The sequence below is a fragment of the Curtobacterium oceanosedimentum genome, from assembly GCF_020297365.1.
Classification (GTDB): Bacteria; Actinomycetota; Actinomycetes; order Actinomycetales; family Microbacteriaceae; genus Curtobacterium.
This window is the reverse complement of the sequence record NZ_JAIXIG010000010.1, coordinates 33,428-57,131: the sequence shown is the minus strand read 5'-3', so window position 1 is coordinate 57,131 and position 23,704 is coordinate 33,428. Positions and strand designations below refer to the sequence as shown.

The 23,704-nt window shown below is 72.5% G+C and carries 27 protein-coding genes; 6 read left to right on the top strand and 21 right to left on the bottom strand.

The features are described from left to right. Positions 1 to 71: 71 nt before the first annotated feature. Entirely contained in the window at positions 72 to 1,079 is a 1,008-nt protein-coding gene (gene ku, locus LEL83_RS06455) for a non-homologous end joining protein Ku (protein WP_225558186.1), read from the top strand. A gap of 21 nt (positions 1,080 to 1,100) precedes the next feature. Here ku and LEL83_RS06450 read toward each other — a convergent pair whose 3' ends face one another. Beyond that, positions 1,101 to 1,610 carry a DUF6328 family protein gene (locus LEL83_RS06450; RefSeq protein ID WP_225558185.1) on the bottom strand — a complete coding sequence of 170 codons (510 nt, stop codon included), beginning with the start codon at positions 1,608 to 1,610 and terminating at the stop codon, positions 1,101 to 1,103. A gap of 81 nt (positions 1,611 to 1,691) precedes the next feature. On the opposite strand from LEL83_RS06450, the gene LEL83_RS06445 reads away from it, so the two are divergent. Next, positions 1,692 to 2,321, top strand: a complete 630-nt coding sequence (locus LEL83_RS06445) for an antibiotic biosynthesis monooxygenase (protein WP_225558184.1) — start codon at positions 1,692 to 1,694, stop codon at positions 2,319 to 2,321. Positions 2,322 to 2,342: 21 nt separating this feature from the next. Here the strand turns inward: LEL83_RS06445 and LEL83_RS06440 are convergent, their stop codons facing one another. From LEL83_RS06440 to uriH, 4 genes are read right to left on the bottom strand one after another with little or no spacing between them, the layout of a single operon-like run. Further along, a complete protein-coding gene (locus tag LEL83_RS06440) occupies positions 2,343 to 3,284 on the bottom strand; it encodes a Ppx/GppA family phosphatase (protein WP_198657456.1) in 942 nt (313 codons plus the stop codon). 40 nt (positions 3,285 to 3,324) lie between these two features. Then, on the bottom strand, positions 3,325 to 4,185 hold the full coding sequence (locus tag LEL83_RS06435) for a ribokinase (RefSeq protein WP_225558183.1): 861 nt from the start codon (positions 4,183 to 4,185) through the stop codon (positions 3,325 to 3,327). Continuing rightward, complete coding sequence (uriT, locus tag LEL83_RS06430) at positions 4,182 to 5,612, bottom strand: uridine transporter UriT (protein ID WP_225558182.1); 1,431 nt, start codon at positions 5,610 to 5,612, stop codon at positions 4,182 to 4,184. The genes LEL83_RS06435 and uriT overlap by 4 nt, the downstream gene beginning before the upstream one ends. A 5-nt stretch (positions 5,613 to 5,617) precedes the next feature. After that, the gene (gene uriH, locus LEL83_RS06425) at positions 5,618 to 6,676 is read right to left on the bottom strand and encodes a uridine-preferring nucleoside hydrolase UriH (protein WP_225558181.1); all 1,059 of its coding nucleotides are present in this window, start codon (positions 6,674 to 6,676) and stop codon (positions 5,618 to 5,620) included. A 163-nt stretch (positions 6,677 to 6,839) separates the two neighbouring features. Here uriH and LEL83_RS06420 point away from each other — a divergent pair, with 163 nt between their 5' ends. Continuing rightward, positions 6,840 to 7,838, top strand: a complete 999-nt coding sequence (locus LEL83_RS06420; RefSeq protein ID WP_225558180.1) for a LacI family DNA-binding transcriptional regulator — start codon at positions 6,840 to 6,842, stop codon at positions 7,836 to 7,838. A 154-nt stretch (positions 7,839 to 7,992) separates the two neighbouring features. Here LEL83_RS06420 and LEL83_RS06415 read toward each other — a convergent pair whose 3' ends face one another. From LEL83_RS06415 to LEL83_RS06385, 7 genes are all read right to left on the bottom strand, one after another. After that, positions 7,993 to 9,693, bottom strand: coding sequence for an MDR family MFS transporter (locus tag LEL83_RS06415; RefSeq protein ID WP_225558179.1), 1,701 nt, complete (start codon positions 9,691 to 9,693; stop codon positions 7,993 to 7,995). After that, complete coding sequence (locus LEL83_RS06410; protein ID WP_198657451.1) at positions 9,690 to 10,310, bottom strand: TetR/AcrR family transcriptional regulator; 621 nt, start codon at positions 10,308 to 10,310, stop codon at positions 9,690 to 9,692. Before LEL83_RS06410 ends, LEL83_RS06415 begins: the two co-directional genes overlap by 4 nt. A 50-nt stretch (positions 10,311 to 10,360) precedes the next feature. Then, positions 10,361 to 10,843 (bottom strand): GNAT family N-acetyltransferase, encoded by a 483-nt coding sequence (locus tag LEL83_RS06405; protein ID WP_225558178.1) that lies wholly within the window; start codon positions 10,841 to 10,843, stop codon positions 10,361 to 10,363. A gap of 49 nt (positions 10,844 to 10,892) precedes the next feature. Next, positions 10,893 to 11,582, bottom strand: a complete 690-nt coding sequence (locus LEL83_RS06400; protein WP_225558177.1) for an HAD family hydrolase — start codon at positions 11,580 to 11,582, stop codon at positions 10,893 to 10,895. Positions 11,583 to 11,706: 124 nt separating this feature from the next. Then, on the bottom strand, positions 11,707 to 12,279 hold the full coding sequence (locus tag LEL83_RS06395; protein WP_225558176.1) for a DUF3618 domain-containing protein: 573 nt from the start codon (positions 12,277 to 12,279) through the stop codon (positions 11,707 to 11,709). Next, positions 12,276 to 12,719, bottom strand: a complete 444-nt coding sequence (locus LEL83_RS06390; protein WP_198657448.1) for a phage holin family protein — start codon at positions 12,717 to 12,719, stop codon at positions 12,276 to 12,278. The genes LEL83_RS06395 and LEL83_RS06390 overlap by 4 nt, the downstream gene beginning before the upstream one ends. Next, the gene (locus LEL83_RS06385; protein ID WP_198657447.1) at positions 12,716 to 13,540 is read right to left on the bottom strand and encodes a hypothetical protein; all 825 of its coding nucleotides are present in this window, start codon (positions 13,538 to 13,540) and stop codon (positions 12,716 to 12,718) included. Before LEL83_RS06385 ends, LEL83_RS06390 begins: the two co-directional genes overlap by 4 nt. A gap of 147 nt (positions 13,541 to 13,687) precedes the next feature. Between LEL83_RS06385 and LEL83_RS06380 the strand changes: the two genes are divergently transcribed. Beyond that, on the top strand, positions 13,688 to 14,443 hold the full coding sequence (locus LEL83_RS06380) for a glycosyltransferase family 2 protein (RefSeq protein ID WP_225558175.1): 756 nt from the start codon (positions 13,688 to 13,690) through the stop codon (positions 14,441 to 14,443). Positions 14,444 to 14,575: 132 nt separating this feature from the next. Continuing rightward, the gene (locus LEL83_RS06375; protein WP_225558174.1) at positions 14,576 to 15,241 is read left to right on the top strand and encodes a hypothetical protein; all 666 of its coding nucleotides are present in this window, start codon (positions 14,576 to 14,578) and stop codon (positions 15,239 to 15,241) included. On the opposite strand, the gene LEL83_RS06370 is transcribed toward LEL83_RS06375, so the two are convergent. Further along, positions 15,238 to 15,879: a helix-turn-helix domain-containing protein gene (locus LEL83_RS06370; protein ID WP_225558173.1), complete on the bottom strand. Its 642-nt coding sequence runs from the start codon at positions 15,877 to 15,879 to the stop codon at positions 15,238 to 15,240. The genes LEL83_RS06375 and LEL83_RS06370 overlap by 4 nt on opposite strands. A 66-nt stretch (positions 15,880 to 15,945) precedes the next feature. Here LEL83_RS06370 and LEL83_RS06365 point away from each other — a divergent pair, with 66 nt between their 5' ends. Further along, entirely contained in the window at positions 15,946 to 16,947 is a 1,002-nt protein-coding gene (locus LEL83_RS06365; RefSeq protein WP_225558172.1) for an NAD(P)/FAD-dependent oxidoreductase, read from the top strand. A gap of 60 nt (positions 16,948 to 17,007) precedes the next feature. Here the strand turns inward: LEL83_RS06365 and LEL83_RS06360 are convergent, their stop codons facing one another. The 8 genes from LEL83_RS06360 to LEL83_RS06325 form a co-directional block, all read right to left on the bottom strand. After that, a complete protein-coding gene (locus LEL83_RS06360) occupies positions 17,008 to 17,673 on the bottom strand; it encodes a pentapeptide repeat-containing protein (RefSeq protein ID WP_198657442.1) in 666 nt (221 codons plus the stop codon). 66 nt (positions 17,674 to 17,739) lie between these two features. Next, positions 17,740 to 18,162: a DUF6314 family protein gene (locus tag LEL83_RS06355; protein ID WP_225558171.1), complete on the bottom strand. Its 423-nt coding sequence runs from the start codon at positions 18,160 to 18,162 to the stop codon at positions 17,740 to 17,742. Then, positions 18,159 to 18,566, bottom strand: coding sequence for a hypothetical protein (locus tag LEL83_RS06350; RefSeq protein WP_225558170.1), 408 nt, complete (start codon positions 18,564 to 18,566; stop codon positions 18,159 to 18,161). Before LEL83_RS06350 ends, LEL83_RS06355 begins: the two co-directional genes overlap by 4 nt. A gap of 32 nt (positions 18,567 to 18,598) precedes the next feature. Continuing rightward, a complete protein-coding gene (locus tag LEL83_RS16185) occupies positions 18,599 to 18,955 on the bottom strand; it encodes an SHOCT domain-containing protein (protein WP_225558169.1) in 357 nt (118 codons plus the stop codon). A 105-nt stretch (positions 18,956 to 19,060) separates the two neighbouring features. Further along, on the bottom strand, positions 19,061 to 20,161 hold the full coding sequence (locus LEL83_RS06340) for an NAD-dependent epimerase/dehydratase family protein (protein ID WP_225558168.1): 1,101 nt from the start codon (positions 20,159 to 20,161) through the stop codon (positions 19,061 to 19,063). Next, positions 20,161 to 21,351: a zinc-dependent alcohol dehydrogenase gene (locus LEL83_RS06335; protein WP_198657437.1), complete on the bottom strand. Its 1,191-nt coding sequence runs from the start codon at positions 21,349 to 21,351 to the stop codon at positions 20,161 to 20,163. The genes LEL83_RS06340 and LEL83_RS06335 overlap by 1 nt, the downstream gene beginning before the upstream one ends. A gap of 200 nt (positions 21,352 to 21,551) precedes the next feature. Continuing rightward, a complete protein-coding gene (locus LEL83_RS06330) occupies positions 21,552 to 22,157 on the bottom strand; it encodes a TetR/AcrR family transcriptional regulator (RefSeq protein ID WP_225558167.1) in 606 nt (201 codons plus the stop codon). Then, the gene (locus LEL83_RS06325; RefSeq protein WP_225558166.1) at positions 22,147 to 23,667 is read right to left on the bottom strand and encodes an MFS transporter; all 1,521 of its coding nucleotides are present in this window, start codon (positions 23,665 to 23,667) and stop codon (positions 22,147 to 22,149) included. Before LEL83_RS06325 ends, LEL83_RS06330 begins: the two co-directional genes overlap by 11 nt. Positions 23,668 to 23,704 lie beyond the last annotated feature (37 nt).

Genomic DNA, 23,704 nt, shown 5'->3' with positions numbered 1-23,704 from the left:
CGACCACGGACACGCTGCCGGAAGCCGAGGAACGTCGGGCACTCTCACGTGGAGGCGGGCATCATGTGCCCATGAGGTCGATCTGGAAGGGCTCCATCGCGTTCGGGCTCGTCAACGTGCCCATCAAGGTGTACGCGGCCACCGAGACCCACGACGTGTCCCTGCACCAGGTCCACGACGAGGACAAGGGCCGCATCCGCTACAAGCGCGTGTGCGAGTTCGGCCACGAGGTCGAGTACGCCGACATCCAGCGCGCCTACGACGACGGCGAGAAGACGGTCGTGCTCACCGCCGACGACTTCAAGCAGCTCCCCGAAGAGCAGTCGCACGAGGTCGAGGTCCTGGAGTTCGTGCCCGTCGAGCAGGTCGACCCGATGATGTTCGAGAAGACGTACTACCTCGAGCCCGACTCGCGCTCGCCGAAGGCCTACGTGCTGCTGCGCGAGACGCTGGCGAAGACCGACCGACTGGCGATCGTGCAGTTCACGCTGCGGCAGAAGACCCGGCTCGGGGTGCTCCGCGTGCACGACGAGGTCATCCTGCTGCAGGGGCTGCTCTGGGGCGACGAGGTCCGCGCGGCGGAGTTCCCGGCCCTCGACACCTCGGTCAAGGTCAGCGCCAACGAGCTGAAGATGTCGTCGTCGCTCGTCGAGAGCATGTCGACCGACTTCGACCCCGACCGCTACACCGACTCCTACCAGGAGGAACTGCAGCAGCTCATCGACGCCAAGCTCGAGGCGGGCGACGACATCGACACCGAGAAGACGTTCGGCGAGCAGGACGACGAGGACGACGACGCGGGCGGTGACGTGCTCGACCTGATGGCCGCGCTGCGCGCGTCCGTCGACAAGAAGCGGTCGGGAGGCACGGGGTCGCGTTCGTCGTCGAGCTCACGATCGTCGTCCGGTTCCGGCTCGTCCGGGTCCGGCTCGTCCGGGTCCGGCCGGAAGGCCCCGGCGAAGAAGGCGGCGGACGATGCCGCGCCGAAGGAGACGCCCGCCAAGAAGGCTTCCGCGAAGAAGCCCGCCGCCAAGAAGGCTCCCGCGAAGAAGCCCGCGGCGAAGAAGCAGGCGAGCTGACCCCACCGCCGCGGCGAGCGTTCAGCCGTCCGACGAACTCTCGCGCTCCGGGTCGACGTCGCGCTCGGTCCGGCGCAGGCCGAAGGGCACGGCGGTCCACAGCGCCGCCGTCCCCACGAAGACCGCCACCCCACTGATCACGCCTCCCGTGCCGCCGAGCACCACGTCGAAGACGAACGAGACCGTCCCCGCGAAGAGCAGCGCGCTCGCGATGAGCGAGGCGAGCAGGATGCCGTTGCCCGCACGGACCAGGTCGTGCTTCTGGCGTTGCCGGAACACCAGCCGGTGCGTCGCGACTGCCGACAGCGCCACCACGGTCACCACGACCGCCAGGACGACGAGCACGAGGTACACCGTCTCCTGCCGGTCGGACAGGTCGGTGAAGCGCTGCTGGAACGGCAGGGTCAGCAGGAACCCGGCAAGGATCTGCGTCCCGGTCTGCACGATCCGGAGCTGCTGCTGGATGTCGGCCCAGTTCCGGTCCCATCGTTCCGTCGGCGTCTCGTGCCGACCGCGCTCGGTCTCGCTCACACCGCGAACCTACCCATCGGTCCGTCGGCGGTCGTCGAGCTGCGACACGAGCCGGAAACACCCATCGGGGAAACTGGTGGCATGACTCCACAAGAGCCAGGGAGCCTGCACTCGCCACCTGTGACCGCAGGCCCGCCCGTCACCGTCTCCATCACCCGTTTGGTCGAACCCGACCGCATCGCCGACGCCACCGCCTGGGTGCAGTCAGGCGTGAACCTGGCGAACCGCTACCCCGGCTTCCTCGGCTCGGGGTGGGTGCGTTCGCGCGCGCAGTCCCGCGAGTGGCACATGCTCTACCGGTTCGCCGACCACGACTCCCTGGCCACGTGGGAGAACTCCGACGACCGGCTGCGGTGGCTCGACCTCGGTCGCGACCTGGTGGTGGAGTCCCGCGTCGAGAAGCGCACGGGCATCGAGGGCTGGTTCGACGTGCCGCAGGACGCCCCGGCGTCGAGCGCTCCCCCGCGGTGGAAGCAGGCGGTGAGCATCTGGCTCGGGTTCTTCCCGGTGAACCTGGCGTTCACGTACCTGATGGCCTGGCTCGTCCCCGCGTTCGGGCACGTCGCGATCCTGCCCCGGGTGCTCATCACGACGCTCGTGCTCACGCCGATCATGACGTTCTGGGTGCTGCCGTTCGTGACGACGCTGATCCGGCCGTGGCTCCTGGCACCGCCGAAGCAGCGCCGTCAGTGCCCGGAACCGCGCCGGTAGCCGGACCGACGCCTGGGCCGACTACGGCGTCCCGAGCACCGACAGCTGGTCGAGCCGCTCCAGGATGACGCCCTCGCGGAGCGCCCACGGGCAGATCTCGAGCGCCGGCAGGTCGAAGATGTCCAGGCACGCCTCGGCGACGAGCGCTCCCGGCACCACCTGGTGGGCGCGGCTCGGTGAGACGCCCGGCAGCGTGGCGAGCTCGTCCACCGACATGGTGAGCAGCTCGGGCAGGCGCTCGCGCAGGACGGCTCCGTCGAGGGAGCGCGGCACGAGCGGACCCGCTGCCGACGGCGCCGCCCCGCAGATCCGGGCGATCGAGCGGAAGGTCTTCGACGTCGCCACGGCGCGGTCCGGCCGGCCCGAACGGAGCAGCAGGCCGGCGTCGCGGGCGATCGCGACGCGGATCTCGTGGCGGATGCGGCGGACGTCGTCCTCGGTCGGGGTGCCGGCGCCGAAGTAGGAGCGCGCGAGCCGCGCTGCACCGATCGGCATCGACCACGCGACGTCCGGTGCCTCGTCGGCGCCGCCGGCGATCTCGAGCGAGCCGCCGCCGATGTCGAAGACCGCCAGGCGCCCGGCGGACCAGCCGAACCACCGGCGCACGGCCAGGAACGTCAGGCGCGCCTCGTCCGAGCCGGACAGGACGGCGAGTTCGACCCCCGTGGACGCCTCGACGTGGGCCAGGACCGCGTCGGAGTTGCCGGCGTCGCGGACCGCCGAGGTGGCGAAGGCGAGCATGTCCTCGCACCCGCGGTCCTCGGCGACGCGGACCGCGTCGGCCACGAACGTGGTCAGGGCGTCGATCCCCTGCCGTGTCACCGCGCCGGAGGCGTCCAGGTGCTCGGCCAGCCGCAGCGGCTGCTTGAACGAGGACGCCGGCAGCGGCGCGGCGCCGCCGTGGGCGTCCACCACGAGCAGGTGGCCGGTGTTGGACCCGATGTCGAGGACTCCCACGCGCATGGCACCACGCTAGCGGGCGGTGAGACCCGGGAGGCCCGTCCTACGCCCGCAGGAACGCCTCCAGCTGCGCGGTGGTCGGGTACGAGGCCTGCGCGCCCGCCCCGGTCGCGGCGTACGCCCCGACCCCCACGGCGACGCGCGCCGCGTCGACGAGGGTGTCCCCCGCCGCCAGGCGCAGCGCCACCGCGCCCATGAAGGCGTCGCCGCAGCCCGTCGTGTCCACGGGTTCGACGCGGACGGCCTCGATCGACACCGGCTCGGCAGCACCGTCGTGCACCACGCAGCCGGCGCCACCGCGGGTGACGACGGACCGGGCGACGCCGTGGTCGCCGAGCTCGGCGGCCTCGTGCTCGTTGACGAGCAGGACGTCGGTCAGGTCGAGCAGCTCCTGCGGGACGGCGCCGAACGGCGACAGGTTCGTCAGCACCGTCACCCCGGCGGCGTGCGCTGCCCGGGCGGCGGCGAGGACGACGTCGATCGAGACCTCGAGGCAGAGCCCGAGCACCGCGGCTCCCGAGAAGACGTCGGCCGGCACGTCCTCCGGCGACAGCGTGCCGTTCGCCCCGGCGGAGATCACGATGGTGTTCTCCCCTGCCCCGTCGACCGTGATGACGGCGGTACCGGTGGCGACGCCCTCGCGGACGGCGACGTGCGTGGTGTCGACACCCGCGGCCGCGACGGAGTCGCGGAGCAGCGCACCGTTCCCGTCGTCGCCGACCGCACCGATCATGCGGACCGCGCCCCCGAGCCTCCCGGCAGCAACCGCCTGGTTGGCGGACTTGCCCCCGGGCAGGATCGCGAGGTCGGAGCCCTGCAGGGTCTCTCCGGGCTGGGGGAAGCGCTCCGTGCGCACCACCAGGTCCGCGTTGAGCGACCCGACGATCACGATGGTCTCGGTCACCGGACGGTCTCCTTCTGCGGTGCGACGGACGTGGTCTCGGCGCTCTCCGGACGGGGGATGAGGAACGAGATGGCGAGTGCGACGGTCGTGATCGCGGCCCCGAGCAGCATGCCACCGGAGTACCCGGCGGTGCCCGCGGACCCGCCGACCCCGAGCGCGATCTGCAGCGCGGGCAGGACGGCGAAGCTGACCCCGGCGCCGAGGTTGAACGCACCGGCGTTGAGACCGGGCAGGAAGCCGGGGTTCGACTCCGGCGACAGCACGATGCCCAGGCCGTTGAGGATGATGTTCGCGATGCCGGCGTAGGTGATGCCGATCAGCACGGTCGCGGTGACCAGGACGGGCAGCGAGTGCACGCCGACGAGCGCCATCAGGACGGTCGAGACGATGCTGCCGACCAGGCCGAAGCGCAGGACCGCGCGGTACCCGATCGTCGGGGCGAGGCGCCCGGCGAAGGGTCCGACGACCCAGCCGACCAGCGCGTACGGGGTGAGGAACACGAGCGAGGCGAGGTCGGCCTCCATCCCGAAGCCGGCGTCGCCGTTCTGCGCGAGGCTCGTGACGAGTCCGTTGACCACGGCGAAGACGCCGGTCATGGTCAGGAACGTCGTCGCCAGCAGCGCCCAGGTGGCACGACGCTTCAGGAACCGGGTCTCGACCAGGGGCTCCCGCACCCGCGACTCGACGGCCCAGAACACCGCGAAGGCGACGAGCGCGACGACCACGCCGCCGACCACGAGCACCGGGTTCGCCGCGCCGAGCTTGCCGGCCTCGTTGAACGCCGTGAGCAGGGCCCCGACGCTGACGACGAGCGGGACGACGCCGACCCAGTCCATCCGGGTGCCGGCAGAGGGCTTCGACTCGACACCCCAGACGGCGACCAGGAGCAGGGCGACCACGGTGACGACCGCGATGACCCAGAAGATGCCGCGGAACCCGGAGTTGGTCGCGATCCACCCGCCGGCCAGGGCGTCGACGCCGGCGATGCCTCCGTTCACGGCGGTGAGCAGACCGAGGGCGGCGCCGTAGCGCTTGGGGTCGCTGATCTCGTTGCGGAGCACGAGCAGGCAGATCGGGACGACCGGGCCGGTGACGCCCTGGATGATGCGACCCGCGAACAGCATCGGCACGTTCACCGCGAGCGCGGCGACGATGCTGCCGACGAGCATCACGGCGAGCATGCCGATCAGCACGCGCTTGCGGCCGACGATGTCGGACAGGCGCGGCAGGAACAGCGAGAACAGTGCCGCGAGCGTGAAGTACAGGGTCTGTGACAGGCCGATCGTGGCGTCGTCGGTGCGGAGCTCGCGGGCCATCGTGACGAGGGCGGGGCTGAGCATGCTCGCGTTCAGCTGGAACGCGACGCAGGCGGCGAGGAGCGCGGCGGTGAGGGCGCCGATCGACTTCTTCGTCGATGTGGTGGTCATGGGGTTCAGATCTCCGGGGTCGTGGTGATGCCGGCTTCGACGGCGTCGGCGGCGGCACGTGGGGTCCAGCCGGTGTCGGCCGTCTCGCCGATGCGCTCGAGGGCGTCGACGACGAGGTCCCAGAAGCGGCCGTGGTCGAGCTCCATCGCGGCGCTCGTGCGGCAGTCCTCGGGCGCGGGGGCGCGGAAGTCGGCGACGGTCATGCCGAGGGTCAGGGCGCCCTGGGTCTCGACGCGGATCGGGACCTTCACGGCGCGGACGATCGTGGGGTCGATGACGTACGCGACGGCGCAGGGGTCGTGGACCGGCGGGGCGTCGAAGCCCTGCGCGTCCTTGTAGGTCTGGCCGAAGAAGTCGAGCAGCTCGCCGACGAAGGCGGCGGGGGCGGTGCCGACGGCCGCGATGCGCTCGGCGACCTCCGGGGTGGCGAGGGCCTGGTGCGTCAGGTCGAGGCCGACCATCACGACGTCCCAGCCGGCCTCGAACACGATGGCAGCGGCCTCGGGGTCGATGACGATGTTGAACTCGGCGACCGGGCTCCAGTTGCCGACGTGCACGCCGCCGCCCATGAGCACGACCTGCTTGACGCGCTCGACGATGCGGGGTTCCTTGCGGGCTGCGAGGGCGATGTTCGTCAGACCACCGGTCGGCACCAGGGTGACGGTGCCGGGCTCGTGCGCCATCACGGTGTCGATGATCAGGTCGACCGCGTGCCGCTCGTCCAGGTCGAACGCGGGCTCGGGCAGCATCGGGCCGTCGAGGCCGCTCTCGCCGTGGATGTCCGGGGCGACCTCGACCTGGCGGAGCAGCGGGCGGGCGGCACCGGCGGCGAAGGGCACCCCGGTGATGCCGGCGATGCGAGCGACGGCCAGGGCGTTGCGGGTGACCTTCGGCAGGGTCTGGTTGCCGACGACCGTGGTGACGGCGAGCAGGTCGATCGCCGGGCTGCCGTGGGCGAGCAGGAGCGCGACGGCGTCGTCGTGGCCGGGGTCGCAGTCCAGGATGATCTTCGCCGGCTCGGTCGCAGCGGACGGGGTCGCGGCGGTCTGGGTCGCATCGGGCACGCTGGGCGCTCCACTTCTTCGGGGAATCGAGGTGAGTGCTCGACGTGGTGGGGATCCGCAGCGCCGACAGAACGTCGACACCGGGGCGCGTCAAGCGTTTGACATCGAAACACGTCAAGCGTTTGACGTCAAGTTCGCCGACCGTGCTCGCTAGCATCGACGGGTGCCCTCCCCCGCCGCCCCGAGCCGTCGCGTGACCGCCGCGATGGTGGCCGAGCGGGCGGGCACGAGCATCGCCACGGTCTCCCTCGTGGTGAACGGCAAGGACCGCGGCCGGGTCTCCGCGCCGATCGCCGCCCGGGTGCGCGACGCCGTGGACGACCTCGGCTACGTCGTCGACCACGCCGCGAGCTCGCTGGCGCGGGGCAGCGGCGACCTGGTCGTGTTCATCGCGCCAGACCTGTCGAACCCGTTCTTCGCCGAGGTCATCCGCGGTGTCCGGGACACCCTGGGCGACCGGTTCCAACTCGTGCTGTCGGTCACCGAGCGCGGCGCCCAGCCCGTGGCGGCCGACGTCCGGCGCTTCGAGCGGCTGCGGCCCGCCGGGATCCTCGTCGACGCCCCCGCAGCCGGCGAGCCCATGGCCGCGAGCGTGCCCGTGGTGCTGCTCGACGCCCCGGGCGGCGCCGAGGCCGTCAACTACGACCTGTCGACCGGCGTGCACGACCTCGTGACGCACCTGCACGCGCAGGGACACCGGCGCGTGGGGTACCTCGACGGCACCTCGCGCGCCACCACGTTCGGCGTCCGCCGCGAGCTGTTCGAACGCGCCTGCGCCGACGCCGGGATCACCGTGTCCGAGGTCACCGCCCGCGCCGACCTCACCGTGGACGCCGCGGCCTCGGCCACCGAGCACGTCATCGAGGCCTGGCAGGACGACGACGTCACCGCCGTCGTCGCGGCCGCCGACACCCTCGCGTACGGGGTGCTGCGGGCCGCCGGGGCGATCGGCATCGCCGTCCCGGGCGAACTGGCCGTCGCGGGGTTCGACGACCTGCCGTCGTCGTCGGTCACCGCGCCGGCCCTGACCAGCGTGGCCCTGCCCGGCGCGGACCTCGGGCGCACCGCGGCGCTGCGCCTGCTCGCGACGCTCGACGGCACGGCTGCCGAGCCCGCGGCCCTGCCGACGCGCCTGGTCCCCCGGGCGAGCACCGGCGCGTAGCGCGGGGCCGCCGCGACCGCACGCGCTGAGCGTCACCTCACGCGCGCCGGCACGCGTGAGGTGCCGCTCAGCACGGAACGTCGGCCGCGGCAGTGATCGCGACCGGCTGACGGACGGGAGGCGCGGTGCCAGCTGGCACCGCGCCTCCTGTCCGTCAGTCCGAGGCGTCTCGGCGAGACGCCGGCGTACCGCCTCCCGCGGACACCTCCGCCGGGGTGTGCTCCGCGCGGGCCGCACGCTGGGCGCGGTCGAGCTCGTCGGCCTCGGCGCCACCGACGGCCTCACCACGGGCCACCATGCCGGCGACGTCCGCCAGCTGCATCTGCGGCAGGAACAGCGCGAGCACGAGCGCGGCGGCGATGAACGGCAGCAGGTACCAGAACACCGGTGCCAGCGAGTCGGCGTAGGCGTTCACGATGCCGTCCTGCAGGGCCTCGGGGAGCTTCGCCAGCGCGTTCGGGTCGATGCTCGCGCTGCTCGAGGCCGCCTGCGACGCCGGGATGCCCGCGTCGGTGAAGACCCCGTTGAGCGAGTCCGTCAGCCGCGACGTGAACAGCGCCCCGAAGACGGCGACGCCCAGGCTGGCCCCGACCTCGCGGAAGTAGTTGTTCGTCGAGGTGGCGGTCCCGACCTGCTGCGCGGGGACCGCGTTCTGCGCGACGAGCACCACGACCTGCATGATGAGCCCGAGGCCCGCGCCGAACACGAACAGGTACACGCAGATCAGCCAGATCGGCGTCGTCGCGGCCAGGGTCGTCATGCCGAGCATCGCCAGTCCGACCACCACGGTGCCGGCGACCGGGTACATCCGGTACTTGCCGGTCCGGCTGATGAGCACACCCGACGTGATCGAGGTGCCCATCAGGCCCGCCATCATCGGCAGCATCAGCAGCCCGGAGACCGCGGCCGAGGTGCCGGACGCCATCTGCAGGAACGTCGGCACGAACGCGATCGCCGCGAACATGCCGATGCCGAGCACGAAGCCGATGCCCGTCGCGAGCACGAAGGTGCGGTTGCGGAAGAACGACAGCGGGATGATCGGGTCCTGCGCGCGGGACTCGACGAAGACGAACAGCGCGGCGGCGACCAGGAAGCCGGCACCCCACGCCCAGGTCTCCGGGGCGTCCCAGCCGTGCGCGCGGTTGCCGCCGAACTCGGTGAAGAACACCAGGCAGGCGGTCGTCGCCGACAGGAGCGCGACACCGAGCACGTCGATCCGCTTCGAGGCCTTCTTGCTCGGCAGCGTCAGGGCGAACCACGCGACCAGGAAGGCGGCGATGCCGACGGGGATGTTGATCCAGAACGCCCAGTTCCACGTCATGTGGTCGACGAAGAAGCCGCCGAGCAGCGGGCCGCCGACCGCCGACAGGCCGAAGATCGCGCCGAGCGGGCCGAGGTACTTGCCACGCTCCGACGCCGGCACGATGTCCGCGATGATCGCCTGCGACAGGATCATCAGCCCACCGCCGCCCAGGCCCTGCAGGGCGCGGAACACCACGAACTGCCAGAAGTCGGTCGACAGGGCGCACCCGAGGGACGCCAGGGTGAACAGCGCGATCGCGACGAGGAACAGGTTGCGGCGTCCGATGACGTCGCCGAACTTGCCGTAGATCGGCATCACGATGGTCGAGGCGAGCAGGTACCCGGTGGTGATCCAGCCCTGGTGCGCGACACCGCCGAGCTCACCGACGATGGTGGGCATCGCCGTCGAGACGATGGTCTGGTCGAGGCTGGAGAGCAGCATCCCCGCGATCAGCGCGGAGAAGATGATCCAGATCCGGCGCTGCGTGAGGAGCAGCGGTCCGTCGGAGCCTGGGCGGGCACGCTTGGTCGTGCCCGACGCGGTGGCGCTCATGCGGTGGGGTCCTGTCCGGTCGTGATGGCCGCCCTGAGCAGGCGGAGGTTCTGGGTGAGCAGCTCGTCGAACCCGGGTCCGGTCGCCTCGTCGAACGCGTCGTCGAAGTACGTCTCCGCGGTCACCTTCGCCAGCGCGGCAGCCGCTTCGGTCACCAGGCGGGCACGCCGGTCCGCCGGGTCGTCCCAGCCGAAGCGCTGCTGGACCGCCCGGGTGATGCGACCGAGTTGCACGTCGGTCGCCGACAGGAACCGGGCGACGAGCGCCGGTTCCCGTTCGAAGACGCCGCGGACGAGCACCTCGTCGGCGCGGTCTATCCCCACCCGGTGCAGCTGGTCGATGGCCAGCGCCACGATGGAGTCGAGCGGTTCGAGGTCGGCCGGCACGACACCGCCGGCGGCGTAGGCGTCGATCGCCTGGACGTCGGCGTTGATCTCGATGCCGAGCACGGCGTCGTCCTTCGACGCGAAGTGGTTGAAGAACGTGCGCCGGGACACCCCGACGGTGTCGCAGAGCTGCTCGATCGTGAAGCCGTGCAGCCCGTGCGCGATGGTCGCCCGGCGTGCCTCGACGATCATGCGTCGGCGCAGCGCGCGGGTGCGTTCGGTGGTGCTCACCGAACGAGGATTGCACTACCGCGCTGATAGTGCAAACAGAGTGGGTCGGCTCAGAGGGCCTTCTCGAAGCAGAACGACCAGGGCATCGTCGCGACGTACGGCTCGTAGACGTCGATCTGGTGCCAGCCGGTCTTCCGGTACAGCGCCACCGCGTCGGGCTGCTTGTCCCCGGTCTGCAGGATGAGCCGAGCGGCACCGAGCTCACGGCCGACGCGCTCGCACTCCTCGAGCAGGGCCGTCGCCGCGCCCTTGCCCCGCGCCGCGGCGGTCACGATGAGCCGCTTCAGCTCGATCTCGTCGCCGAGCCGGCGGATCGCGATGTGCCCGACCGGCGCACCGGCCTCGTCGACGGCGAGCAGCGACGTCACCACGGTCGCGGAGTCGACCGCGAGCGCACGGCTCCGTTCGGCCGTGACGGCGGGGTCCTCGCCGGCGTTCGACGCCCCGTAGCGTTCGTGCATCTCGTCGTCCATGCGCGCGCGGAGCTCCACGCTGCGGGGGTCGTCCCAGGAAACGCGTTCGATCGTGATCACGATCGACGATCCTGACACGGACGACCGTCGCCCCGGAAACCCGGTGCGCTCAGGCGGGCGTGCCCAGCGCGGCGATCGGCCCCTCGCCCGCACGGAACGCCGCGAGCACCGCCGCGGCGTCGTCGTGGACCTCGGCCGCCCCGGCACCGCGGAGCTCGTCGCCGCCGATGCCGCCGGTCATCACCCCGACGCTCGTCACCCCGACCCGGCCTGCCGACTCGACGTCCCACATCGCGTCGCCCACCATCACCGCGGCGTCCGCGGACACCCCGGCCCGGTCGAGCGCCACCCGGATGATGCCCGGGTCCGGCTTGGCTTGCTCGACGTCCTCGGAGCTGGTCTCGGCGGCGACCCACCCGCCGGCGTCGAGCAGCTCGCGCATCGGAGCGAGTTCGTGCTCGGGAGCGCTCGTGGCGAGCACCACCGCGTGCCCGGCCTCGGCGACCGACCGCAGCAGCTCCCGTGCACCCGGCAGCAATCGCAGTCGCGGCACCTGCTCGGTGTAGTACGCGGTGTGGAACTGCTTCGCGGTGGCACGGGTGTCGTCCGAGGCGTCGGGCAGCAGCGTCTCGAGCAGCTTCGCCGAGTCCATCCCGATCGCGCGGTGGATCCGCCAGGCGTCGACCGACTCACCGACCGCCAGGAACGCCCGCCACCACGCGTCGATGTGCGCGTAGTTCGAGTCGACCAGGGTGCCGTCGATGTCGAAGAGGACTGCTGTCGTGCGAGTGTCGGCCATCCGTCCATGCTGCTCGGGAGGCCCGGATCGCCTCCCAGCCGCGGGACGACGGGAGGCCCGTGGCGGTGTCGCCACGGGCCTCCCGTCCGTCGACGCGGTCGGCGCGCCGGCTCAGCTGCTCGCGTCAGCCGTTGCGGACGTCGTCCGCAGCGCCCTGCGCGGTGTCCTTCACGTCGGACGCGGCGCCCTGCGCCTCGCCCTTGACCGTCTGCGCGGCCTCCTGCGCGGTGCCCTTGAGGTCCTGCGCGTGCTCCTTGGCGGCGTCGCCGAGCTGCGAACCGAGGTCCTTGGCCTGCTCCTTGACGTCGTCGACGAGCGGGGCGGCCTTGTCCTTCAGCTCGCCGGCGAGCTCCTCTTCCTTGTCGGTCGTCGGGATGAGCGACGACACGAGCCAGCCGGCACCGAAGGCGATGAGACCGACGGCGAGGGGGTTGCCCTTGGCCTTCTCGACACCCTTGTGCGCGGCGTCCTTGGCCTGGTCGGTCGCGCCCGAGGCGGAACCGGAGGCACTCGAACGAGCCGACTGCGCTGCGCCCATGACGGACTCGCGGACGTCCTGGAAGCGGCTCTTCACCTTCTCGCTCTGGCGGTGGGCGATCGACGACGGGCTGACCTTGTCGGCGAGCGCGTCGACGTCGGAGCCGAGTTCGCCTCGGGTGCGCTCGATGTCGGCGCGGATCTCGTCTGGGGTGCTCATGGCTTCCTCCCGGTGTTGGGCTTCAGTGTCTCGGGGACTTCCTTGGCGGTCTCGACCGTCTGCGGGGCGCCCGTGATCTCCTTGATCTCCTTGCGTCCGCGGACGGCGAGGATCGCGGCGACGACGGCGTAGACCACCGCGATGATCAGGGCGGACCAGGCGTTGCCGATGAGGTAGCCGAGGCCCCACCACGCGGCGATCGACAGGAACAGCAGGGCGAACAGCGCGGTGAGCCCGGCGCCGCCGAACATGCCGCCCGCCTTGCCGGCCTTCTTCGCGGAGTCGGTCAGCTCGGCCTTGGCGAGCGCGACCTCCTGCCGGAACAGGGTCGACAGGTCGCGGGACACGTCGGACAGCAGCTCGCCGAGCGGCGTGGTCGCGGCGCGTTCCTCGGGCGTCGGCTCACCGAGGGGTGCCGCGCCGGGGACGGACTGGCTCATACGCCGCTCCCCGTCCCGGTGGTGCCGTCGCCGGCCTCCTTCTCGTGCTTGATCTCGGTCGCGAGCGCCTTGGTGAGACGGCCGGCGAGCAGACCCGCACCGGCGGCGATCGCGATGAAGGTGCCCGGACGCTTCGCGGCGAAGGACTTCACCTCGTCGAGCAGCGAGCCCGGGTCACGGTTCTCGAGGAACCCGGCGGCCGACGTCGCGCGGCCGGACAGGTCACGGACGACCTTCGACGCCACACCCTGCTCGTCGTCGTTCTCGGCCATGCGGCCGAGCTGCTCACCGATGCTGCGGAGCCCACCGGCGGCGCGCTGCTGCTGGTCGGCAGCCTGGTCCTTCAGCGTGCTGCTCGCCTGCGCGTAGAGCTGCTTGGCGTGGTCGGTCGCCTCGGAGGCGACGTTCGAGGCCTGCTCCTTCGCGGTGCCCGCGACGTTCGCGGCCTTCTCCTTGGCGTCGCCGGCGACGTCCTGGGCGGCGCCCTTGGCCGCGTCGGCCTTGCCGGAGCCACCGCTGGAGTCGGAACCGCTCCCGCTCGTGCCGCCCGTGGTCGCGCCGCCGGACAGGGGCGTGGTCGGGGCTGCCGGCAGCTGCTCGTCGGCGGGGACGGCGTCGAGGGGCGCGTCGAAGGGCACACCTGCGGCGTCGCCGTACGGGTCGTAGGTCTGCGACGCGTCGGGGTCCGAGGGGCGGGCGGCGGGGGTGCCACTCGCGTAGGACGGCACGGTCACGCCCGGCGCGACCTCGTGTCCCTCGGTCGCCGCAGTGCGGTCGTGGATGGGGGTCCCGGAGTCGTTCCCGGGTGGGTTCGTGGTCATGGTCGGCCTTCCGGTTGTCGTCGTCCCCGGCGTGCACCGGGGGCGTGTCCTGACCGAACGTGCGCGCCGACCTCTGGGTCGGGACACAGGAACGTCGCAGAACGCGGTCCGATCGTCCACACAGCGACGAGCCGGTTGGATCGGAGGGTGCTGCGTGTCTCGGTCGTCGTCCCCGTGCGGGACGACGCCGTGCACCTGCGCCGGTGCCTCGACGCCCTGGCCGTGCAGACCGTCCGCGCCGACGAGGTCGTCGTGGTCGACAACGGCAGCAGCGACGACAGTGCCGCCGTCGCCACGTCGGCCGGCGCGGTCGTGCTGTCCGAACCCGTCCGCGGCATCGCCCGGGCCTCCGCCCGCGGGTACGACCGAGCGTCCGGCGACGTCATCGTGCGACTCGACGCCGACTCCGTCCCGCCACCCGGCTGGATCGCCGAGGCCGTCCGGCTGCTCGACGACCCCGAGGTGGTCGCGGTGACCGGACCCGGACGGCCGTACGACGGCGGACGCCTGCTGCGGTGGACGTGGGACGCGGTCTACATGGGGCCGTACTTCGTGCTCATGCGGGGCGCGCTCGCACGCCCACCGCTGTTCGGCTCCGCGATGGCGATGCGCCGGTCGACGTGGGCCGCCGTCCGCAGGCGAGCCCACGGCGACGACCCCGAGGTGCACGACGACGTCGACCTGAGCATGCAGCTCGACCCGGCCTGGCGGGTCCTGGCCGCCCCCTCGCTCACGGTGCTGGTGTCCGCGCGACCGTTCTCGGGCCTCGGGTCCGCCTGGCTCCGGACGCGACGCGCGTTCCACACCTTCCACGTGAACGGGCGGCGGGCGAACCCGGTCCGGCGGTGGGCACGACGCCTGCGAGCGGAGTCGCGGGTCCGGCGGTGGCGGCGCACCCACTGAGCGCCGACCCGGGCACCGGCGACCGCGCCAGCGCCAGGCCACGGGACGGTGACGGTCAGGACCGGCGCCGCCGTCGTTCGGTACGTTCGTGCGAGCGGGTCACGACCCGACGTGACCGAACGAGGGGGAACCATGCGCCACACGACGCGGACCGGCACCACCATCACGCTGACGACCCTGCTGGCGGCGGGGCTCGCCCTGACCGGGTGTGCGCAGGCCGGTCCGGCCGGCCCGGCGAGCGTCGGTCCGGGCCCGTCGACCGAGGCTGCGTCCGCGCCGAGCCCCACCGCGAGCAGCAGCCCGCGCCCGACGTCCACCGTCACCCAGGTCCCCGGGGTGGACTTCGACGCCGGCACCGTGCCCGACAGCTGCACCGACCTGATCACCCCCGGCAAGTGGGACGACGCCTTCGCGTCCGCTCCCCTCAACGACCCGTCCGTCGTCGGCGACCCGATAGCCATCCCGAAGAGCTCCTTCACGCCGGTGCTGCAGCCGGACGGCAAGCGGCTGTACTGCGTGTGGCGTGAGCCGCAGGCCGACATCTCCTACCTGTCGATCGCGGTCGACGTCGTCGACTCGGCCACGGCGAGCGACGAGCTCGAGAAGCTCACCGCGCGGGGCTACGAATGCGACACCGAGGCCGAGGGCCTGCGCTGCCAGAAGGTCTCGAAGAACTCGCAGTACCCCGTCACCGACGGTGACACGTACTTCACCCGGGGCGACATCGGGATCCACATCCAGCAGTCGAACATCGAGACGTCCGGGTTGCTCGAGGACGTCATGACGCACGTGTTCTAGGACGTCGGCGTGCGCTCACGGGTCGGGCGGGAGCGCACGTGCGCCCGCTCGCCCTGCGGCCCGAACAGGCACAGCACCTCGGTGACGGCGTCGGTCACGTTGCCGACCCAGTGCGGCGTGTGGGTGTCGAACTCGGCGACCTCACCCGGGCCGAGGTCGAGGTCGAGCTCACCGAGCAGCAGCCGCAGCCGGCCGGACAGCACGTAGATCCACTCGTACCCCTCGTGCGTCTTGAGCGACGGTTCACCACCCGGCGTGTGCGGCGGGAAGAGCTGCTTGAAGGACCGCACGCCGCCGGTCCGTTCGGTCAGCGGCACGACCACGCGGCCACCGAGCACCTCCGGCTTCATGTGCACGCGTGGATCCCCGGTCCGCGGTGCGCCGACCAGGTCGTCGAGGGGCACCTGGTACGCGCGGGCGAGCGGGAGCAGCAGCTCCAGCGTCGGCTTGCGCTGTCCGGACTCCAGGCGCGACAGGGTGCTCACCGAGACGCCGGTCTGCTCGGACAGCGCGGCGAGCGTGACGTCGCGTCGGGCGCGCAGGGCGCGCAGTCGGGGGCCGACTCCGTCGACGACCTGCGCCGTCGTGCGCGGGGTGAGCCGTTCCTCCCGGCCACGATCGTGCGATGTGCTGCTCATGGCGCCATGTTGCCACCTCGGCAACGTTCGTTGCCAGTCGGCGACGGGAGCCCGCATGATCGGCGCATGTCTGATCACCACGACGTCATCGTCATCGGCGGCTCGGCCGCCGGCCTGTCCGCCGCCCTCATCCTCGGGCGCTCGCGCCGTTCGGTGCTGGTCGTCGACTCCGGCGAACCGCGCAACGCACCGGCGGCCGGTGCCCACAACTACCTCGGGCGCGAGGGCGTCGCGCCGGCCGAGCTGACCCGCATCGGTCGCGACGAGGTCGCCGCCTACGGCGTCCGGGTCACGGCCGGGAGGGTCGTGGCCGCGTCCGCCACGACCGGCGACGCCGCCGACCCGGTCGGGTTCTCGGTCACGCTGGACTCCGGCGCGGTCGTGACGGCCCGCCGACTGGTCGTCGCCTCCGGCGCCGTGGACGTCCTGCCGCAGGTCCCGGGGCTGGCCGAGCAGTGGGGGCGCGGCGTCGTGCACTGCCCGTTCTGCCACGGGTGGGAGATCCGCGACCAGCGCATCGGGGTGCTCGTCACCACGCCGAACGGGGCACACCACGTGCTGATGTTCCGCGCGCTGAGCGACCGGGTGACCGCGTTCGTGACCGATCCGGCGCTGCTGGACGACACCGACCGCGCCGGTCTGGCAGCACGCGGAGTCCCCGTCGTCACCGACCCCGTCACCGAGGTGGTCTCGGAGGGCGACCGGCTGACCGGGGTCGCACTCGCTTCCGGCTCCTCGGTCGAGCTCGACGCCCTCGCCACGGCCAGCCGACCCGAGGCACGGGTGGACTTCCTGTCCGGCCTGGGTCTGACGGCGACCGAGCAGTTCATGGGCGACTTCTCGTACGCGACGGCGCTGACCGTCGACGCCGTCGGGCAGACGCCGGTGCGCGGCGTGTACGCGGCCGGCAACGTGACGAACCCGATGGCGACGGTGGTCGCATCGGCGGCCGCCGGCACCCAGACGGGCGCGGCCGTGCACGGCGACCTGGTGCAGGCCGACCTGGCAGCGGCACTGGCCGGGGCTGGCGTCGGCACCGGCGCGGGCGCGGGCGCTGTTTCGCGTTGAGCGACAGTTCGCGGGCCCCGGCGGGCGTGGAGTGTCGGTGAGCGCGGGACCCGGCGCCGGTCAGTCGACGCGGTAACCGGCCTGCGCGGCCAGCAGCGGCGCGAGCGTGTACAGCTGGTCGGCGCCGATCGTCGCCCCGCGGAAGCCCTCGAGCCGCTCGACCCGGTCCAGGTCCGCTCCTCGCAGGTCCACGTGGTCGATGCGGGTGTTCGACCCCTCGGCGGCGCGGATGCTGCTGCCGTCGAACGACACCCGCAGCAGCTTCGCGTCGGCGATGTCGAGCTCGTCGATGACGCAGTCGCGGAACACCACGTCGGTGATCGTCGACCCGCGCAGGTTCACGAACCCGAACTTCATGCCGACGAACTCGACGCCGTTCAGCCCGGCGTCGTACAGCTCCGCCGAGCCGACCCGTCCGCCGGAGACCCGGACCTCGCGCCACGAGCTGCTCGAGGCCCGGAGGATCGGGGCGTCGAGCACGTCGACGAGCGAGTCACGGACCCGCAGGCCCCGCAGGTCGGCGTCGTCGGCCCGGAGCGTGTCGATGACGCACTCCTCGATCTCCAGGTCGGGCAGCCGTCCACCGGCCAGGTCGAGGACGTCGATGCGCTTGCCCTCGATCCGGTCGCCGGTCAGGACGTCACCGGGAGCGGGGACCCAGTCCTGCAGGTCCGGGGGTTCGGTCAGGGTGATGCGCGGGGCGTCGGTGCCCGAGGAGCGTGCCATGCCCCCAGTCTGGCCGTGACCCCCGACGGACCGGCACCCGGGCGCCCCGCGGGTCATCGGCGCTGGTCATCCCCGGGGTCGGGTGAGGACGCTGTCCAGTCGGTAGTCCTTCGCCGGCCCGAGCGCCTCCCACCGCACGGTCCAGCGGTGCTGGTCGCCGTCGAGGGCGCCGGTGTAGTCGTCGGGGGCGCAGGCGTGGGCGACACTCGTGCCCCACACCCAGTCGTGGAAGACCCGACCGTCGGCGAAGTGCACGGTCCAGCCGTCGGACCCCGCGCTCGACCGCCGCACCAGCAGGGTCCGCGACACCGGCGTCGTGCGGCCGTCGAACGTCATGACGCCGGATTCGTCCCAGCGCACCTCGTCGGCCGTGACGGCGGCCAGCGTGGTGGCCCCGGTCACGACGCCCCACGCCCCGGCACGGTGGTCGTGCACCGTGCGGTGGAGGTCCCACGCTCCGAGCAGGTCGGTCGGCAGCACCGCGATCACGCCTGACCGTAGTTCGACCACGGCAGACCGAGCGCCCACTGCACCGCGAGGCCGACCACGAGCAGGACGCCGGCCGGCCCAATGACGACGGCCAGTTTCCGGGCATCCGTCCAACCGGGGTGCAGCAGGGTGATCGCGCCCGCCAGCGCCGCGACCGACGCCGCTCCGTACAGCCAGGACGAACCGGAGGCGCGCCAACCGTCGTGCGCGAGCCAGTCCTGGACGCCCTGCACGGTCCGCTCCCACGCGTGCTCCCGCCGGGCGTGCCGCGAGACGACGGGCACCGGCCAGCCGACGACGGCGAGCACACCGGTCACGGCGGAGACGACGCCGAGGACGCGCGGCAAGAAGCGCGGTCCGACGGCGGGTTCGACGTCGAAGTCCGGGATGCTCGTGCCTCCCACGCCACGACCCGCACTGCCCGGTCCCGGTCCCGTCATCGTCCGCGCAACGCCTCGGCCCGAGCCCTGCGGTGCTCCTCGTCGGAGATCACCCCGCGGGCGTGCAGGTCGTCGAGCTCGGCGAGCCGCTGTTCCAGAGGCGTGTCCGGCGCGAGCGTCCGGCTCTGCATCGCTCGGTGCGCCAGGTCCTCCTGCACGGTCAACGGGTTCTGCCCCCGGTCGGCCATGCGCTTGCCCCGGTAGAGCGTCACCAGGACGATCGTCAGGGTGGTCAGGAGCATCAGGGCGGCGACGACACCGAAGGCCACGCCGAACCACCCGCTGAACAGGTCGGACGCCCCCGACCCCTCCGGCCCCTCGATCTCACCGAATGCCAGTCCACCGAGCACCACGGCAGTCCCCTTCCCGCTCCGACGGGTCCGCTCCGACGAATCCACGCCGCCGAACCCGCTCCGACGAGCCGAGCGTAGCGCGAGGGGGACCGCTGCGGCCGTGCGTCAGCCGCGCAGCGGCCCCGATCCCGGCACGTTCGCACCGTCTGCGAACCCGGCCACCAGCGCACGCAGGGCGTCTTCGGAGGTGTGCCGGGCCTCCCAACCGAGCACGGACCGGGCACGGTCCGTGCGCATGATCGGGACGCCCGCCGCGATGTCGATCCAGCCGGCATCCGTCGGCTGCAGGCGCAGCCGCCACGTCAGCGTCACGATCCCGCGCAGCAGCCGCAACGGGATGCGGACCGCACCGAGCATGCCGAACGCCCGGGCCAGCCGGGGCGGGTTGAGCACCGGTGACGCCGCGATGTTGAACGCACCACCGGCACGTCGGTCGACCGTGCGCCAGAAGGCGTCGGCGACGTCGTCGGCGTGCACCGCCTGGAACACGAACGGCAGGGGCAGGGGCAGCACGAGCCACCGCACCCACCGGACGATCGACATGGGGACGAGGTGTCCGAGGAACAGCCCGCGGATCTCGGCGGCGGCCTCGCGCTGGAAGATGAGCCCGGGGCGCAGGCGGGTCACGACGACGTCTGGGTGCTCGGCCTCGAACCGGTCGAGCGCGGCCTCGTTCTCGGCCTTGTGGATCGAGTAGGTGGCGGTCGGGATGCCGTCGGCCGGCCAGCTCTCGTCGACCGGGGTCCGCTTGCCGTCGACGTCCACGCCGCGGTAGGCACCGACGGACGACGCGATGACGACCTGGGGCACGCCGGCCCGCGCCACCGCGTCGAGCACGTTCGCCGTGCCCGTGACGTTCGTCCGGTGCTGCGCGGGGATGTCGTGCGTCGGTTGCAGTGCCCACGCCAGGTGGATCACGGCGTCCGCGCCCTGGAACACCGCGGCGAGCTGCCCGACCGCGTCGGGCGCACCGATGTCGACGGCGTGCCACAGGGCGGCGGCGTACGGCTCGGCCCGCAGGTCGGGCAGCCGACGGGCGACGCCGACGATCTCGACCCCGCCGCCGTGAGCCGCAACCGCCCCCTGTGCTCCGCCGCCGGCCGTGTCCGCCACGTGCTCACCGTCGCCGCCGGCGCGTGCGGTCGCGAGCCGACGGAGCACCGCCGTCCCCACGTTGCCGGTCGCGCCGACGACGACGACGCGCATCAGGCCGAGGCCATCGCGGGGTCGAGCACGACCTTGATGCAGCCGTCCTCCTTCTTCTGGAAGACGGAGTACATGTGCGGGGCGTCCTCCAGGGAGACCCGGTGCGTGGTCAGGTCGAGCGTGCCGAGCGGGTCCGAGGGGTCGGACACGAGCGGCATGAGGTCGTCGACCCAGCGGCGGACGTTGCACTGTCCCTCGCGGATCGTGATCTGCTTGTCGAACAGCGTCATCATGGGCATCGGGTCGGCCATGCCGCCGTAGACACCGCTCAGCGAGACGGTGCCACCACGGCGCACGAGGTCGATCGCCGCGTGCACGGCGGCCAGGCGGTCGACGCCGGCGGTCTCGATGGCCTTCTGCGCGAGCTTGTCGGGCAGCAGCCCGGCAGCGCGCTGGGCGAACCCGGCGACGGCGTTGCCGTGCGCCTCCATGCCGACCGCGTCGACGACGCCGTCGGGTCCGCGGCCGTCGGTCAGGTCGACGAGCTTCGACACCATGTCGTCGTCGAGGTCGAACACCTCGATGCCGTGCTTCGCGCCCAGGTCACGGCGGACCTGCTCGGGGTCGACGGCGAGCACCCGGTACCCGAGGTGCTTGCCGATGCGGGCGGCGAACTGCCCGACCGGGCCGAGACCGAGCACCGCGAGCGTGCCGCCCTCCGGCACCTCGGCGTACTGCACGGCCTGCCACGCGGTCGGGATGATGTCGCTCATGAACAGCCACTGGTCGTCCGCGCCGGTGTCCGGCACCTTGATGGGCCCGTAGTCGGCGTGCGGCACGCGGAGGTACTCGGCCTGGCCGCCGGGGACCTGGCCGTACATCTTCGTGTACCCGAAGAGCGAGGCACCGGTGCCGTACTCCTTCACCTGGGTGGTCTCGCACTGCGACTGGAAGCCGTGCTGGCACATCCAGCAGTGGCCGCAGGAGATGTTGAACGGCACGACGACGCGGTCGCCGACCTTCAGGTTCGTGACGGCGGAGCCGACCTCTTCCACGATGCCCATCGGCTCGTGGCCGAGCACGTCACCGCGGTCGATGTACGGGCCGAGCACCCGGTACAGGTGCAGGTCGGAGCCGCAGATCGCCGTGGAGGTGATCCGCACGATCGCGTCGGTCGGCTCCTGGATGGTCGGGTCGGGGACGGTCTCGACGGACACCTTCTCGGTGCCCTGCCAGGTCAGTGCGCGCACGTCGCGTTCCTCTCGTGGTCGCTTCGAGCCGGCCTGGAGGCACGACTCGCGTTCCCCTCCTCGGTACGCGCCCGTCCCGTGGACGCTCCCAGCCCCGGGCTCCCCTCGCGCGCGGATTCGCGCGCCCGCCGGGACGGAACGGCACCCCTGCCGGGCGCGCGTTGCGGGTCGGACGCGCACCGGGCCTCCCGGCCGTCGGGTCAGGCGGGTTCTGCCAGCGCGAGCAGCGCGTCCCGCGCCACCGCGAGTTCCCGCTCGTCCAGGTAGGGCGGCATGCCGGCCGCGGCGGCGAGCCCCTCGGCCGCGTGTCGGACCACGAGCGTGCGGTCCTCGGGCAGGCCGTCGCGGGCGAACAGCGTCCGCCAGTGCTCGGCGTCCTCGGCGACGACCGCGGCGATCCCGGGGACGCTCATCAGCCCGGTCCAGTGCGACGAGGGGGCGAACAGCTCCATCGCCTGTTCACTGCCGCCGCAGAGCGTCCGGACGTAGGCGCGCAGGACCTTGCCCGGGCGGTTCTCGGCCAGGTCCACGTGGTGCAGGACCTCGTCGGTGAACGCGGCCAGTCCGTGCTCGACTACCGCGAGCAGGAGTTCGTCCTTCGACGGGAAGTGGTGCAGCAACCCGCTCTTCGAGACGCCGGCGTCCGACGCGATCTCGGCGACGCTCACGCGGGTGCCCCGCTCGGCGAGCAGCCGGTGCGCCGACTCGAGCACCGCCTGCCGGGTGCGGTCCCGGTCACGGGAACCGTCGGTACCCGTGCGGACGGGGCCCGTGCTCGTGGTCCCCGTGGGGCGGTCAGTGGTCATGCGGTCCATCCTGCCGGTTCGGGATCACCCGGAGTGCGACGACGGCCGCGACGGCGAGCAGCACGGCAGCGCCGACCGAGGCGAGCTGCATGCCGCCGGTGAACGCCTCGCGGGCGTGCTCGAGCACGGGCGAGCCGGGCTGCAGCGCCTGCGTCGCCGATGCCAGCGACTCCCGCACCCGGTCGGCGATCCCAGCGCCCAGGCCCTCGCCCGACAGGTCCAGGGACGACCGGTAGAACGCGGTCTGCAGCGACCCGAGCACCGCGATGCCGAGCGCGACGCCGAGCTCGTAGCCGGTCTCCGAGATCGCCGACGCGGCACCGGCCCGCTCGCGGGGCGCGGCAGCGACGACCGCGTCGGTCGCCAGCGTCATCGACACCCCGACACCGATGCCCACCACGGCGAGCGCGATCGCGATCCCCCAGTACGTCGGCAGGCCCTCGGCGAACGCGAGTCCGGCCATGCCGACCGCGGCCACCGCGAGCCCGAGGCCGATGGACCGCCCCGGGCCGACGTACCGGGTGAGCAGGCCGATCACGGCGATGACCGCGATGGACGCCAGGGTCGCCGGGAGCTCCGCCGCACCGGCCAGCAGCGGGGTGAACCCGCGCACCAGCTGCAGGTACTGCGAGAAGAAGAACAGCAGACCGCTCAGCGCGAAGACGGACAGCGAGTTCGCGATCACCGCGCCCGAGAACGCCGGGATCCGGAACAGCTGCAGGTCGATGAGCGGCGTGGTCAGGCGCGCCTGCCGTCGGACGAACCACCAGCCCGCACCGAGGCCGACCATCGCGGCGACCGGCACCGTCCAGTCGAACCCGTGCCCGGCGAGGTGCTTGACGGCGTACACCAGCGGCACGATCGCCAGCACCGAGAGCACGGCGGAGAGCAGGTCGATCGGGGTCCGGGCGCCGCCGCGCGACTCGGGCAGCAGGAACGCCCCGGCGACGACGATCACGGCGATGACCGGGATGTTGATGAGGAACACCGACCCCCACCAGAAGTGTTCGAGCAGCGCCCCGCCGACGAGCGGTCCGGCGGCGGCCCCACCGGTCGCGCCGGCGGACCAGACCGCGATGGCGGTGGTGCGCTGCCGGGGGTCGCGGAAGATGGTCCGCACCAGCGACAGTGTCGAGGGCATCAGGGTGGCGCCCGCGATGCCGAGGAGCGCCCGCGCGGCGATGAGCAGCTCGGGGCTCGACGCGAACGCCGCGGCGGCCGATGCCAACCCGAAGGCGACCGAGCCGATGAGCAGCAGCCGCTTGCGGCCGATCCGGTCGGCGACGTTGCCCATCGTGACGAGCAGCCCGGCGAGCGCGAAGGAGTAGACGTCACCGATCCAGAGCACCTGGGTGGCGGTCGGGTCGAGGTCGGCGGTGAGCGACGGCACCGCCAGGGCCAGCACGGTGCCGTCGATCGCCAGGAGCACGACGGCCAGGGTGAGGACGCCGAGGGATGCCCACTCACGGACGGAGGCGCGGTGGGTCGGGGTGGTGCTGGTCTGGGTCACGATCCGACCGTAACCGACCATGTGGTCGGTTGGGCGG